This window comes from Paraburkholderia phenoliruptrix, from assembly GCF_019511605.1.
In the GTDB taxonomy this organism is placed as follows: domain Bacteria; phylum Pseudomonadota; class Gammaproteobacteria; order Burkholderiales; family Burkholderiaceae; genus Paraburkholderia; species Paraburkholderia phenoliruptrix_A.
Genome location: NZ_JAEUAV010000001.1, coordinates 710,993 through 725,251, shown reverse-complemented (window position 1 = coordinate 725,251; position 14,259 = coordinate 710,993). Strand labels below are relative to the sequence as shown.

Annotated in this window: 9 protein-coding genes; 5 read left to right on the top strand and 4 right to left on the bottom strand. The window is 61.9% G+C overall.

Annotated elements, in window-relative coordinates:
* The first annotated feature begins 39 nt into the window (after positions 1–39).
* Together JNB89_RS03095 and JNB89_RS03090 are read left to right on the top strand one after the other, a co-directional pair.
* On the top strand, positions 40–1,386 hold the full coding sequence (locus JNB89_RS03095; RefSeq protein ID WP_220361203.1) for an MFS transporter: 1,347 nt from the start codon (positions 40–42) through the stop codon (positions 1,384–1,386).
* Positions 1,387–1,444: 58 nt separating this feature from the next.
* On the top strand, positions 1,445–2,590 hold the full coding sequence (locus JNB89_RS03090) for an alpha-hydroxy-acid oxidizing protein (protein ID WP_220361202.1): 1,146 nt from the start codon (positions 1,445–1,447) through the stop codon (positions 2,588–2,590).
* 429 nt (positions 2,591–3,019) lie between these two features.
* On the opposite strand, the gene JNB89_RS03085 is transcribed toward JNB89_RS03090, so the two are convergent.
* Positions 3,020–4,465 carry a PLP-dependent aminotransferase family protein gene (locus tag JNB89_RS03085; RefSeq protein ID WP_220361201.1) on the bottom strand — a complete coding sequence of 482 codons (1,446 nt, stop codon included), beginning with the start codon at positions 4,463–4,465 and terminating at the stop codon, positions 3,020–3,022.
* Between the two features lie 91 nt (positions 4,466–4,556).
* Here JNB89_RS03085 and JNB89_RS03080 point away from each other — a divergent pair, with 91 nt between their 5' ends.
* Positions 4,557–5,519 (top strand): DMT family transporter, encoded by a 963-nt coding sequence (locus tag JNB89_RS03080; RefSeq protein WP_013341712.1) that lies wholly within the window; start codon positions 4,557–4,559, stop codon positions 5,517–5,519.
* A 254-nt stretch (positions 5,520–5,773) separates the two neighbouring features.
* Here the strand turns inward: JNB89_RS03080 and JNB89_RS03075 are convergent, their stop codons facing one another.
* Positions 5,774–8,176, bottom strand: coding sequence for a filamentous hemagglutinin N-terminal domain-containing protein (locus tag JNB89_RS03075; RefSeq protein WP_013341711.1), 2,403 nt, complete (start codon positions 8,174–8,176; stop codon positions 5,774–5,776).
* A gap of 746 nt (positions 8,177–8,922) precedes the next feature.
* On the opposite strand from JNB89_RS03075, the gene JNB89_RS03070 reads away from it, so the two are divergent.
* Positions 8,923–11,340: a filamentous hemagglutinin N-terminal domain-containing protein gene (locus JNB89_RS03070; RefSeq protein ID WP_220361200.1), complete on the top strand. Its 2,418-nt coding sequence runs from the start codon at positions 8,923–8,925 to the stop codon at positions 11,338–11,340.
* Between the two features lie 561 nt (positions 11,341–11,901).
* On the top strand, positions 11,902–12,894 hold the full coding sequence (locus JNB89_RS03065) for a LysR family transcriptional regulator (RefSeq protein WP_223216679.1): 993 nt from the start codon (positions 11,902–11,904) through the stop codon (positions 12,892–12,894).
* A gap of 42 nt (positions 12,895–12,936) precedes the next feature.
* Here JNB89_RS03065 and JNB89_RS03060 read toward each other — a convergent pair whose 3' ends face one another.
* Both JNB89_RS03060 and JNB89_RS03055 read right to left on the bottom strand, forming a co-directional pair.
* Positions 12,937–13,296 carry a putative quinol monooxygenase gene (locus JNB89_RS03060; RefSeq protein WP_220361199.1) on the bottom strand — a complete coding sequence of 120 codons (360 nt, stop codon included), beginning with the start codon at positions 13,294–13,296 and terminating at the stop codon, positions 12,937–12,939.
* Positions 13,293–14,246: a dioxygenase gene (locus JNB89_RS03055; RefSeq protein ID WP_220361198.1), complete on the bottom strand. Its 954-nt coding sequence runs from the start codon at positions 14,244–14,246 to the stop codon at positions 13,293–13,295. Before JNB89_RS03055 ends, JNB89_RS03060 begins: the two co-directional genes overlap by 4 nt.
* Between the last annotated feature and the right edge of the window lie 13 nt (positions 14,247–14,259).

Sequence of the window (14,259 nt, the reverse complement as noted above, 5' to 3'; positions counted from 1 at the left end):
CTGCGGTTCAGCCTCCACTGGTTTGACGTGGGAGGCGAAATGAATGATCGTAATCTCCATCTGCCAACCGTAGACATAGGCCGCACCCTTGATGAGGGACCGTTCTCAGCGTTTCAGCGGATAGTCGTATTGCTCTGCGCGCTTTCGATCGTAATGGATGGATTCGATGGGCAACTCATTGGGTTCGCCATTCCCAGTTTGATCAAGGAATGGGGAATTACGCGCAACGCATTTGCGCCCGCCGTTGCTGCAGGGCTCGTAGGCATGGGTGTTGGCAGCGCGTTCGCAGGGCTTTTCGCGGACAGGTTCGGTCGGCGCTGGGCGATTATTGCGAGCGTGCTGGTATTTGGCCTGGCAACAAGTTCGATTGCTTTGTCGCCGGACGTTATGACGATTGCAATCCTGCGTTTCTTTGCAGGACTCGGTATCGGTGGTGCGCTGCCAAGCTCGACGACCATGACAGCGGAATTTACGCCTGCTCGCCGCCGGACGCTCGCAGTGACTGCGACCATCGTTTGCGTACCGCTGGGCGGCATGCTTGCCGGGCTGTTCGCGAGTGTCGTGCTTCCTCATTATGGATGGCGAGGACTCTTCCTTATTGGAGGCACACTTCCGGTAGCACTGGCTCTGCTGCTGTTCTTCGTCATGCCGGAGTCGCCACGTTATCTTGCCCGCCGCAACGAACGTTGGAACGAACTGCGTGAGCTATTGACCCGTATGTCCCGCTCGGTTCGGTCGGACGCTGTGTTCGCTGACCAGAAAGAGCAAAAGGCAGAACAGCGTCCGGGTTTTCGTGCGCTGTTCACGGACGGGCAGGGCCGTGACACGATTGCAATCTGGATCGCTTTCTTCATGAACCTGATCGCGGTCTACAGTGCGTTCAGCTGGCTGCCGACGATGCTTGCTGGCGAGGGTCTCAGCCCTGCGGTGGCAGGCTCAGGTCTCACCGCCTACAACCTGGGCGGCGTCTTTGGTGCGCTGGGATGCGCAGTGGCAATCGGGCGGTTCGGGTCGCGTTGGCCTTTGCTCGTGTGCTGCCTGACGGCATCGGCGAGCGCGCTTTTCCTACGCGGTCTTGACGTCTCCGCGCACACCACGTTGCTTGTGTTCGGCATTGGTTTGCACGGCCTCTTTGTGAATGCAGTTCAGTCAACGATGTACGCCCTTTGCGCCTACGTCTATCCAACCGAGGTACGCGCGACCGGGACCGCATCCGCACTCGCATTTGGACGGCTCGGAGCGATTCTGAGTGCGTTCGCTGGGGCATTCGTGATCACGCGAGGTGGAGCGTCTGCGTACCTGGGTATGCTTGGCGGAGCGATGTTGATGGTCTTTATCTGCCTGATGATCGTGCGTCGTCATATTCCGCCCGTCAATCGCGCTTGACCTCCGTCTTGAGGGCGACGTTTTTCGCATCACGATTCAGACTGACAGTACGCAAATCATGACAACAGGATTTCCCGGCATTTTCTCCGTCGGCGACTATCGTGACGCAGCCAGACGGCGGCTGCCACGAATGGTGTTCGACTACCTGGAAGGTGCGGCTGACGATGAATCGGGACTGACGCATAACCGTTCGGCCTTCGATAAGTTGCAGTTGCTGCCACGTCGACTGTCGGATGTCAGCGCACGGGAGCAGTCCGTGGCGCTTTTAGGCCGGCGGATTCCATTTCCGCTGGTGATCGCGCCAACGGGCCTCAATAGCGCGTTCTGGCCCAAGGGCGACCTCGCACTTGCGCGTGCGGCTGGCAAGGCCGGTATTCCGTTTGCGCTATCGACGGCTTCGAACATGTCCATCGAGGAGGTGGCAAAAGGGGCCGATGGAGAGCTGTGGTTTCAACTCTATGTTGTTCATCGAAACCTTGCGAAGAGCCTGGTCAATCGTGCCCGCGCGGCTCGCTATTCGACCTTGATCCTCACCACCGATGTCGCGGTGAACGGCTTTCGCCGACGCGATCTTCGCAATGGCTTTGCGATGCCGTTCAAGGCAAGCGCACGTGCCGCGGTGGACGGACTATCGCACCCGCGTTGGCTGTGGTCTTATCTGATGAACGGCATGCCGGAGTTGAAGAACTTCGCCACGGACGATGCGTCGGACACGGCCTCACAAGCCGCAATTCTTCGCCGGCAGATGGATGCGAGCTTCAGTTGGGACGACCTGCGCCGTTTGCGCGACGACTGGCCAGGCAAACTCCTTGTCAAGGGCATTGTGACGGCTGACGATGCCGTGCGGTGCATCGAGCTCGGCGCCGACGGCGTCATTGTCTCCAACCACGGCGGCAGGCAACTCGCCGACCTGCCGGCGACAGCCGACGTGCTGCCCGATATTGTCGAGCATACCTTGGGATCGACGGTCATTCTCGACAGCGGCATACGGACGGGGGCGGATGTCGTCAAGGCGATCGCGTTGGGGGCCAATGCAGTGATGCTGGGGCGCGCCACGTTATACGGGTTGGCTGCCAGAGGTGAAACCGGCGTGAGCGACGTCATCGGGATGATCACGCGGGAAACGGACCGGACGCTTGCTCTCATCGGTTGTCGTTCGGTGGATGAGCTAGACCGCAGCTATGTCTCGAAGCGGCCATCATAGGCAACTGCGCATTGACGCCGGATTCTGGATGCGCAATTGTTTGGGATAGCTCTCCCGCTTATTTGCCGCCGGAATCTTGTGCCATGAATAGAGCCGGTAGCACGCCGCAGTGAGGCTTCCCGAGGCCGCCGGGATACGCCGAATCGCCGCTGACCATAGCGCGTCCCTGCACCGGGCGCTTTCCTGGGACGCAGGCGCTATGACCGGTTGCGAGAGTCCGATGCGACGACGCGGGGCCAAGCGATGCAAAAATGCATAAGGTTGTGGTCGGGCCATTTTCGGACGTACGAGCGAGGGTTAGAATCGGGAAAACGAATGTCCGCTTTCGATTTTGGAGGTCCCCGTGGTTCATTGAGAATTAACGAAGCGGCAGACGAAAGAATCAAGTCCCCCAGCATAGACAGGGAAACGTCAACTTCATTTCGCCGATCATCCGCGTATCACGCGCGCAATGATCTCCGCACCCGCATCGATCTCGGTTTCATTCCAGGCCGCAAAGCCGAGAAACAATCCGTGAGCTTTAGCTTCAGCGAAATAATAGGGTGACAGCGGACGCACCATCACCCCCGCCTCCGCCAAGCGAAGGCACACGTCATGATCTTTTAGCTGCGGCCCTAATCGGGCTATCACCTGCATGCCCCCATCCGGTGGCGAGAGGGTGAGGTCGTTTCCGATAGCCGACAGTGCATGACACAGGTGATCACGTCGCGCACGATAGATGCGTGTCATCTTGCGAATGTGAGCGGCGTAATGTCCCTCGCCAATGAAATCGGACAAGGCATCCTGTAACGTCATGCTGACGATTTGGCCGGTGTGTCTTTGTGCTTTGGCAAATGTCTCGACGAAACATTTGGGCACGACGACGTAACCTACTCGAATATCTGCATGCAGAGATTTCGAGAAGGTGCCGACGTAAAACACGCTGCCGCTTTGATCGAAGCCCTGAAGCGCAGCCACTGGTCGCCCTTCATAATGAAATTCGCTGTCGTAGTCGTCCTCGATGATGCGGGCACCGACCCTGTCGGCAAACCGCAGCAGCGCTTGCCGACGGGTGGCCGGCATCAGCAATCCGGTCGGGTGCTGATGCGCGGGCGTGACGAATATCAAACGCGGCGCGTCCAACGACGTTTCAAATGCCAGGCCGCATTGATCCAGTGCAATACCTTGCACAATCGCGCCGGCAGCCTCGAACGCTGCGCGTGCGCCGCCGTAGCCCGGGCTTTCGATCCATGCGACCTCACCAGGGTCCAGCACCACGCGGGCGATGAGCGCAATGGCAGCCTGAGCGGTGGGCATCAAGAACACCTGCTGTGCCTCCGCGTTGACGCCGCGGTATTCGACCAGATGATGCAGCAGCGCCTTCTGCAGCTCGAGCCGGTTGGAAGCCATGCTTCTTCGAGGGAGCGCGTAGCGCGTCGCGGTCCTCAGGCATCGTCCCCAGATCGCGTGGGGAAACTCACGAGCGTCGGCCAAGCACGGTACGAACGGTCTGGGGCGACCTTGCTCGGTAATCGGCCAATCGCTGCGGACGATTTGTTGTGCCCACCTCGACATGCCAGTGAGGCTTGCGCGCCGCTGACTATCTGTTTCGAGCGCGATCAGGTTTGCTGACGGCAAGGTCGCCACAACCGGGCGCCGTCCTTTCGAAACGTCGAGATACCCCTCCATCGCCAACTGGTCGATCACAGCGGAGATGGTATTCCTCGACACGCTCAGGTGCTCCGCGAGTTCCCGGCTGGATGGCAGACGCCGGCCGCTGGCCAGCCTTCCTGCCGTAATCGCCTGTCTTAGCTGATCGGAAAGCTGCCGTGTGAGGGCAACACCGCTTTGCGGTTCTACTTTGAGATCGATCAGACCGGCGAGCGCATCACCCATAAAACTGGCCCCATGTTTTTATCAAAACATACCCTTTGAAGCGGTGCCAGTCAAACCTATGATCGGTTAACTTCTCCCACATCGTGCACCTATGGACGCAACCGCCGCTCATCCTGTTTCGCGCCGCCTCGCGTGTTTTCTGTTCGCGCTGGTGATTCTGAGTTGGGGGTTGAACTGGACTGCGACTAAGATCATTGTCCATCAAGTGACGCCGTTGTGGACGACGGCCATTCGGTGCACGATTGCCAGTGCAGCGCTGTTGGTGATTTTGCTGGCGCGTGGCCAATTGATCATCCCCAGGCGCGGCGATGTGCCTGTCGTGCTGGCGATCGCAATGCTCCATATGGTCGCCTTCTCGACCTTGGTCGCACTGGGACTGAAGTTTGTACCGGTAGGCCGGTCCATCGTACTCGGCTATACGACGCCCATATGGGTTACGCCGGGCGCTTGGCTGTTTCTTCGAGAAAGGCCGTCGCCACGCCAGATCGCCAGCATTGCTCTTGGTTTGGTCGGCCTGGCACTCATGTTCAATCCGTGGGCGCTCGATTGGAGTGATACGCATACCTTGTTCGGCAACGGCGTGATCCTCCTCGCCGCTTTTTTCTGGGCAGCGAACATTCTCTATGTGCGTGCTCATCAATGGGTTTCCACGCCATTTCAATTGGTCTTCTGGCAAACGTTGCTGGCCAGCGGCGTCTTGTCGGTGCTCGCGCTTTGCATGGATGGTGCGCCGGGAATCGTGTGGTCGCCGCAACTCGCAGGCGCTTTCCTGTTTGCGGGATTATGCGGCACAGCACTGGCATACTGGGCCATGGCCGTGGTGAACCGCAGCTTGCCCGCTGTGACCACGTCGTTGGGTTTGCTGGCAACGCCGGTCGTAGGTATCGCGTCCTCGACCATCGGATTGGGCGAGACCATCAGTGCCTCGCTCGTAATCTCGATGGCGACGATACTTGGCGGCATTGCCCTCGCAACACCTTTGACTAAAGACGGGGTTCACCGATTCCGGTCGCGGTTACGTGAGATTTTGTACAGTCGACGCTTTGAGCGATAGGGGACGGTAAATCGAGGATATGGAAGGGACCTGGAAGCGGCCCGGAAGCGGCCGCTCGTGTCGCTAAATATTGTAGGACCGCCGTGGGTCGAACTGACCCGACCACTGAGGAAGGGGTGCGGCAATGCTGGTCATCCGGCGTGCTGGCGCCGTCTTCGACAATTGAGGCGCCGAACACATCAGCCGCCTCGCGAAGACGGTGCCGACGCCGCAACGCCGCCAGTCGAATGCACGCCGCCATTTCCGTGTCGCGCTTACTGGCCTCGTTGCCAGCTTAGGATCGGGTGGGTCGCGCCGGCAGGCATGACCCATACGCCATTCGGCCCGAAGTCGTAGCCGGCGAAACTGGACGGCATTGCCATCTGCGCGGTGGTGAGGCCTCGCGCATAGCCGAGCGTGCCGCCGTAGCCGACACTCACGACCGGGATCGTGGTACCGGTCGTTTGCGTATCCCAGAAGACGTCGCTCGCGATGAAGCTGGAGGGGATGTTGACGGCCGCGACGCCTCCGCCCCCGTCGGGCGCCTGGAGATGGCCGGTAGCGAAGGACTGTTCGATGTAGCCCAGACTTCCGCCGACGAGGCCACCGACCGCGCCCTGCTGGGCGGTGACGGACCCTGTTGCATACGATTGGGAAACCAATCCGTCGAGTTGACCGACCAGGCCGCCCGCCGCACCGCCGTTCGCCGCTACGTTACCCGTCGCGAACGACTGACGGATGTTGCCGGAGTCTGCCCCGATAAGGCCGCCGGTATAGGCAGAAAGCGTACTGATATCGGTGCTGCTCGATGAGCGATATGTCAAGCCTCGCGATTCCCCGATCAAACCGCCCGCGTGTACGCTGATCCCCGCGAGCGGAAGGTCAACCACGCCGCTGCTGTGGACCGACGCGACGATGCCGAGACTGCTGCCCGCCAGGATCCCGTAGTTGCCTAGCGTCGCGGGACCCGTGATCGTACCTTGCACGTTGAGGTCGCGCACGATGCCCGTCGTCCCTATAGCCGAGAAAAGGCCGCCCGGCGGCGCGAAGGCGGAAGAGGTTGCATTGAGCGAAAGGTTCGATATCGTGTGTCCGAGCCCATCGAACTGTCCGTTGAAGTAACTGTACGTTAGAAAGTTGGAAGGAAACCCTCCTATCGGTGCATTGAACGTCCCGGCTGGCGGCGCCGCGTTCAGGTCCTTGCCCAGCGCGTAGTTCCCCGCGAGATCGAGGTTGATGTTGTCGAGATCCGCTAGCGAGTTGACGAGCTTGTATGGCGTGTACTGACTGACAGGGCCGCCAAACGCCGATGCTACCCAGTCCGGATTCGTCAGCACAACCCCGGGACGGTTGCCGCCATTCATGTCGAAGTACGTGCTTACCAGACCTTTACTGCCCGACCAGTCGATGACGCCCTCGTTTGCGACGCTGCCCTGGTTATCGATGCCCGACGCGTCCGCACGCAAGCTGAGGTTGCCGCTGCCGGTGTTGCGGATCGTAGTCTGCGGACCGATGGCCACATAGCGAAAAGCGGCCAGCGAGAGCGATGCGTTGCTCTGCCAGTCGAGGTCCGATAGCACGGTCATGTCGCCGCTTGCGCCGTTCGCGCCGGTCGCGGTTGCGTTGACGGACGTGCCATTATTCAGACTGCGCGCGAAAGCGCCGGCCGTGGTCGCATCGACGGTGAAGCTTGGTGTGGAGACGTTCCACACCCCCGCTTGAACAGCGGCATCGTGCCCGAACGCCAAGGTGGCGGCGAGCGTATCGACGGTGCCGCCGCTGCCACCCACGTTCGTTGCAGCGACGGTTCCCTTCTGCGTGACGTGACCGCTGTCGGCGACCAGCCAGACATGGCCTTCGCGCGTTGCGGTGCCGGTCGCGCGGATACGCGAACCTGCACCGGCGAGCGCGTAGATGTTGCCGTCGGCCGCTTCGAGGTTGATCTGTGCGGCTTGCGTGGCACCGCGATGGATCACGGTGCCTTCGCTTCCTGTCTGCACGAAGACCTGTCTGCCGCTCGAGGAATCGGACAACATCACCTGCTGCCCAACGACGTATTCGGCGGTGCCGTTCGGGACGCTGACCGAGCCTGCGTTGACCACGACATCGCGTGCGATCAGGAAAACGTCGCCACCGCTGGAACTGATCTTGCCGAGATTCACGACCTTGCCATTGGACGTGCCGGAGAACGTCAGCGGCCCACCATTGACGAAAGAGCTATCCGGCACATCGAGCGTCGAAGCCACGAACCGCCCTCCCGTGCTGATGACGCCGTTGCGGCCCACCACAATGCCTTGCGGGTTGATCAGGTACACACTGCCCGTTGCGTTCAGACTGCCGAGAAGCACCGAAGGCGCACTGGCCGTCACGCGATTGAGCGTGGCGCCTGAACCGTTGTTGAACGTGACCGTGTTGCCTCTACCGATCGAGAAGCTGGCCCAGTCGATCACGCCGCGAGTCGAACCAGGCTGCGTAATGGTGAGCCCATTGCACTGACCAGCGATGGTTCCCGCGCCGGCAACATAGCGGCCGCCTTGCGGCAGAACGCCACCGGCAGACGCCGCATGCGCCAACGACAATCCAGCCAGCAACACCGCGATCAGCGGCGCGACATGCTGAGGCGGTGGCCGACGATGCGGCGCGCGAATTACCGAGCTACCTGGTGACACGAGTGCCATATGTCCCCCTTCGCGGATCCATTGGCGCAGGCCGAAATCCGGTCGACATTAGCGACGCGATGACTGGCACATCGGCGCTTGGGGCAGGGATAGTGTCAAGCCCGAGCCGTTGTCGCACGTCACGACCTGAAACGCGTTAGTCGTCGCGTTTGAAGAATAGCTTTTGGCATCGCCGACGCATGACGATATCTCCGCGTTTCGCGACATTTTCCGGTGCGGTGGTGGCCACATTTCGCGATGGTATCAATCGTGCGATGCACATGTCGCGTGTTTCGTGCGGGCTGGGCCGTTCTAGTGAAGCTCACGCAGCGACGAAACTCGGCGCGCAGGTCACTCTGCTGGGTATCGTGAGACCGGCTGCGGCCAGGAACCGACGTTCGCCTCTCCCGCTGGACGGACCTTCAGATGCCGGCCTTGGAGTTGCAAGCAGTCCTTGATGTTGGGCGCGCAAACGCCGATATCGTCCACCACTCATTGCTGTTCACGGATCGGGCTACGGTCGAGTGAGATCCCTCTTCGGTCGTGGAGTGGTTTCCCGTCGATGTCGTAAGCGCATCAGTCGAGCCGCCACACGAACAAGCGGCTACACAGGCCGGTCGAAGGAAGAAGGTGGCGCAGAACGCAGAGGTATCGGCATGCATTTGCGACCTGAGCAACTATTCTTCAGACGCAGCGGCTTCCGCGTTTGCGGTAGGCTGTGCGGCGTCACCGGCACCATTCCGCACCTCTTGCGGAAAGGGGGATGTATGTCATGTCGAGAACTACCCGGGCTCGCGCGACGCCCAGTGCATGGCAGGCAAGCAAACGGACGCCTGTGGCTCGCCATCGGTATCTCGCTCACAGCGCTGCCCGTGGCACATGAGACGCTCGCAGCGGGTGTCCTTCCGCAAGGCGGCACATACGTGGCCGGCACGGGCGCGATAGCAAGCCAGGGAAACGGCCTCGTGATCACGCAACCAGGTTCGACGCGCGGCGTGATCGACTGGAACAGTTTTTCGATTGGCAAAACCAACAGCGTGATGTTTGACAACGGCTCGGGCGCGACGCTGAACCGAGTGACGGGTGGTTCATCCTCTGCCATCCGCGGAAGGCTCAGCGCGACGGGCAGCCTCTATCTGATCAATCCGCAGGGCATCGTCGTGGGGCCGTCGGGTGTCGTCAGCACGGGCGGACGTTTCGTCGCGTCAACGCTCGATGTCTGCAACGACGCCTTCATGAGAGGCAGCGGCGCGCTCACGCTATCGGGCAACTCGGACGCAAGCGTCATCAACCTCGGCAAGATCAGTTCAAGCGGCGGCGATGTGTTCCTGATTGCGCGACACGCAGTCATTAACGCCGGTACCCTGGCAGCGCCCGATGGTACGGCAGAACTAGCCAGCGGCGAGCAAGTGCTGTTGCAAGACTCGGCCAGCAGCCGGCAGGTGTTCGTGCAGACGGGCAGTCAGGGCACGGTCGTCGACAACGGGCGGATAATGGCCGCGCAGGTCAGCCTGCAGGCCGCCGACGGCAACGTGTATGCGCTCGCAGGCAGCGGCACGCGCATCCGTGTGACCGGCACGGCCAGCCGCGACGGGCGCGTCTGGCTCGTTGCCGACAACGGTCGTGTCGACCAACTCGGCAAGATCGCCGCAAGCAACGCGGACAGCAGCGGCGGAACAGTCGATACGCAAGCGGCAGAACTGGCGTTCGGCAAGCATGCGGCGGTTCATGCAGGCCAATGGAATCTCTCGACATCCGCATTCACGATCGACGACTCCGCCGCGCATGCATTGCAGCGCAGCCTGAACGCGGGCACCTCGGTGAATGTGGCGACGACCGGCGCCAACGGCGCAACGGGCGACCTGGGCGTCGTTTCGACCCTGAGCTGGCGTGGTCCCGCTTCGCTCACGCTCGCCGCGTACCGGCATGTATCAGTGACGTCGGGTACGACCATCGCCAACAACGGTGCAGGCAATCTGACCTTGCGGGCCGACGCTTCCGGCATCGACAACGGCGGCAGCGTGAACAACGGCGGCACGATCGACTGGTCGAGAAGTACCGGCATCGTCAGCGCGCTCTATGACATGAGCGGCAGTTACAATCCCGGCACTATCGTGGCGAACAAAGCGTGGACAGCGGCTCCATATAGCGGTCTCCTTACCCAGGTGACCGGCTACAAGCTGGTCAATTCTGTCGGCGATTTACAGAACATCGCGTCCGATCTCGGCGGCGCGTATGCGCTTGGCAAAGACATCGACGCCAGTTCAACCGATACGTCTTTCGCTTTCTCTCCGCTCGGCAATGCGACCACGCCGTTTTCCGGCCAGTTCGACGGGAGGGGGCACGTGATTGACAGGTTTACCCAGCTTGATCAGAGCTCGACCGGGCAGCCGGCGACGGGACTGTTCGGCGCGATCGGGCCGACGGGTGTCGTGCGGAATGTGGGGATGACCAACGCCCGGGTCGTGACCAATTTCTATTTCCCGAGCGGTATCCCGCTTGGGATTCTGGCTGGCGAGAATCAGGGCTTGATTACCTCCGCCTACACGACGGGCGGCCGCGGCTCCGGCGCGTTCGAAGGTGCGTTGCTCGGCGGCTTAGTGGGACGCAACGACGGTCTGATCGCGCGTTCGTGGAGCAGCGCGGTCGTCGGCTCGGCCGGTGTGCTCGGCGGACTGGTCGGCCTCAATGAAGGGACCATTCTGCAATCGTATGCAACCGGCGACGTGAGCGCGGGATATCACGGCGTGGCCGGAGCGCTGGCCGGCCTCAACGCCGGTACGATTTCGCAATCGTATGCAACGGGCACCTCGTATGGCAATCTGAGCACCGGCGGCCTCGTCTATTCGAACTCCGGCACAATCGAGCAGTCGTTCGCGGCCGGGCTGGTGCAAGGTTATTGCTGCTCGCCGCCGGATACGGTCACCAGCTTCGGCGGCATCGCCGCGTATAACCAGCCGGGCCCTGGCGCGGGAATCGCCACCAACGTTTACTGGGACAAACAGGCGACGACCCGCAGCGTCAGCGCCGGGACCGGCCCGCAACTGCCGGCATCGAACGGTCTCACCACCGCGCAGATGAGCGATCCGGCCAGCTTCGTCGGCTGGGACTTCGGGCCGACTGGCGTATGGCTCATGCCAGCCGGCGCGAGTCACCCGGTCCTGCGATGGCAAGCGGGCCATTAACCGCCCCATTCATCGCTAGCTGCTGTTAGTGATCGCCCGGCCGGAGGCGGAACGGGGCCAGCGATTGGCTGCATCCACGGATGCCAGCCGGCGAGCAGGTGAGGCCTGCGTCTGTTTTCGCCCGGCGTTCCCTTTCCTTGTGACCAATCGGACGACCGTTGGAGTTCGATCTGAGCCGCAAGCGAACCGATCGGGGCGGGCCACCCCCCATTTCAGCGTAGGACCAGTTCGGCCATTAAGGACACTCATCGCTGTGACGAACATCGTCAATGATCGGGGTTCGACTTGCCCTGACGGAGATATGCCCATGCCGCGGCCTTCCTTGGAGTACAGGTTTGTCCTCGTCTCATTCTGACGAAACAGAAGTTACTAGCGATCAAATGATGTTTGCCACAGCGGTTGTCTCGCCGCAAGCGAATCGTGCAGCTAAAGCCTTGTGGAAGCAACGACAGACATGTCACCATATTGGACCGTCGAGGGGCCATCAAAAAGGTTGCGCCGAGATTGAGCCGCGAGCTGACATTACGCCGGTAACCCGCACTATCGCACGCGGTTTCGGACATGGATGCCTCGATCCAGTTAAAGGAAATGATGGACCTACGTCAGCTGCGATATTTCACCGTGCTTGCAGCTCACCAGCACTTCGGGCGCGCCGCGGCCGTCCTGCACATTGCGCAGCCCGCACTCAGCCGGCAGGTGCAACTGCTCGAAGCTGAGCTCGGCGTGAAGCTCGTCGAACGTCATTCGCGCGGCGCATCGCTCACGCGGGAAGGCGAACTGCTGCTCGACCGCGCCACCTTCCTGCTACGCTACGCAGACCAGATCCGCGTTGATATCATGGATCTGCAGGGCACACCGCGCGGCACGGTTGCGCTCGGCTTGCCGCCGGCGTTTGCCAGTTTCTTCGTGCTTCCTCTGACCCGCGTGCTGCGCAACCGCTACCCAGAGGTGCGGCTGCGCGTCAACGAAAGCTTTTCGCCGTCGCTGTGCGACGCGCTGGAACGCGGCACGCTCGACGTCGCGCTGCTCACCGGTCCCATCGCCGCGCCCGCGCAGATTCATGCCGAACATGTGCTGACGGAAATGCTGTGCGCGATTGGCCCCGCGAGTGATGCGCGGCTCGCCGGGTCGCTACTGCGCATTGAGGCGTTAGCCGACGTGCCGTTGATCCTCGCCGGCTTGCAAAAGTCCGGCGTGCGGCTCGCGGTGGAGCGGGGCGCGGCCAATGCGAATCTGGTGCTCAACGACGTGATGGAAGTCGAGTCGGCCGACGTGGCGGCGCAGCTCGTTTCCGACGGTGCGGGCTGGACCGTGCACGTCGCGTCCGCGGTGCGTCGTGAGATTCAGACCGGGCGGCTGCGCGCCGTGCCGATCGAAGGCTTGGTACTCGAGCGCTTTCTCGCCCACGCTCGTCAGCGTCCACCGTCGAGCGCGACGATCGCACTGATGAGCACGATCCGCGCGCTTATAGCAATGATGATCACCACCGGCGACTGGCCGATGGCGCAGGCGCACGAAACGGCGGTCGTTGCAGCGGATACGCGAGACGAATGAAGCGCGACGTGCGCGTCACGAACGTGTTTGCGTCGTCAAATGCTACGGAACTTCAACCACGTCGAGCGGTGCCATCTTCATTACGACAGGCGCTGTGGCTAACAGCGGCATCACGGCCGAGCGAAATGTGCGGTAGTGATCGGTGTCGCGATGCGCATCCACTGCCTGCTGACTTCTGAAGATCTCGAACAGCCGGAAGGTCGTGACTGGTTCCAAGCTCACATACAGATCGAAGCGCAGGCATCCCGGCTCGCTGCGTGTGGCCGGCAGCACCGCTTGCAGCGCGTGCCGGACGGCCTCTTCATGGCCGGACTCCGGTACGAATGTCGCGAGAATCACGAGCGGCGCATCTGTCGTCGACGGGCGTTGCACGGGGGTCCGGGCAATGGACGATGATGTCATGGCAGCGGACACATGGGCACCCGCATCGTGCCCGGTTCCAGCTTGAGGTCGAGGTCGAGCCGGAAGCTGTCGTCGGCCTGCCGTTCGAATCGATGCAGCAGCGAGCCGACCGCACCGAACACCACGTCGCGATACGCATTCGGATCTTCCGCATCGAAGATCTGCGTGGCGAGCGTCTTGTACCCGTCGGCCATCACGATAAAGTGAAGATGCGCGGGCCGCATGATCGCGCGCTGTTGCGCGTGGAGCAGTTCGCCGCACGGACCGTCCACTGGCACCGCGTAGCCCGCGGGCCGCACACTGTAAAACGAGAAGCGGCCGTCTGCGTCGGTCTGGAAGCGCCCGCGCAGATTCATATCTACCTGGTCGGGATCCTGGTTCTCGTAAAGCCCGCCCGGTGAAGCCTGCCAGGTTTCCACGCGCGCATTGGCGATTGGCTTGCCGTCGAGCGACAGGACGCGGCCATTAACGAAGAGCCGCTCGCCAGGCGTTCCCTGCGCGGCGATATGCGCGCCGTTCTCGCGCAGGGGCTGGGCGGCGCGCCAGAACGGGCCGATCAGCGCGGGCTCCGTGCCGCCCGCGGCCAGCGCCTGTTTCGCGTCGATAAGTCCGACCAGCGTGGCCAATCCGAGAATGTCCGCGAGCAGAATGCCTTCATGTTTTTCCGGGCCGGTCGCCTTACCGATGCGCACGAGGAAGTCGAGCCCCACCTCGAGCTCCTGATAGCCGAGCCTGACTTCCAGTGCGAACGCATGCAGATGACGAAGCAGCGCATCGAGAACCTGCCTGAGGCGAGGGTCCGTCGTTCGGCGGTTCGCAGCGAGCACGGCTTCGAGCAACGCTTCCGGCGTGGCCGTGAGCGCTTCGCGGCCAGGTTGCGGCGACGTGAAGCCCGTATCGGCACCGGCCAGTGCGGGTGCAGCCGGTGCTACATGAGGGGATTCGTTCATTGGGTGCTTCGCC

Coding starts and splice junctions, on each gene's coding strand:
- JNB89_RS03065 (WP_223216679.1), top strand. CDS start 11,902: ATGGATGCCTCGATCCAGTTAAAGGAAATGATGGACCTACGTCAGCTG.
- JNB89_RS03095 (WP_220361203.1), top strand. CDS start 40: ATGAATGATCGTAATCTCCATCTGCCAACCGTAGACATAGGCCGCACC.
- JNB89_RS03075 (WP_013341711.1), bottom strand. CDS start 8,176: ATGGCACTCGTGTCACCAGGTAGCTCGGTAATTCGCGCGCCGCATCGT.
- JNB89_RS03055 (WP_220361198.1), bottom strand. CDS start 14,246: ATGAACGAATCCCCTCATGTAGCACCGGCTGCACCCGCACTGGCCGGT.
- JNB89_RS03080 (WP_013341712.1), top strand. CDS start 4,557: ATGGACGCAACCGCCGCTCATCCTGTTTCGCGCCGCCTCGCGTGTTTT.
- JNB89_RS03090 (WP_220361202.1), top strand. CDS start 1,445: ATGACAACAGGATTTCCCGGCATTTTCTCCGTCGGCGACTATCGTGAC.
- JNB89_RS03070 (WP_220361200.1), top strand. CDS start 8,923: ATGTCATGTCGAGAACTACCCGGGCTCGCGCGACGCCCAGTGCATGGC.
- JNB89_RS03060 (WP_220361199.1), bottom strand. CDS start 13,296: ATGACATCATCGTCCATTGCCCGGACCCCCGTGCAACGCCCGTCGACG.
- JNB89_RS03085 (WP_220361201.1), bottom strand. CDS start 4,465: ATGGGTGATGCGCTCGCCGGTCTGATCGATCTCAAAGTAGAACCGCAA.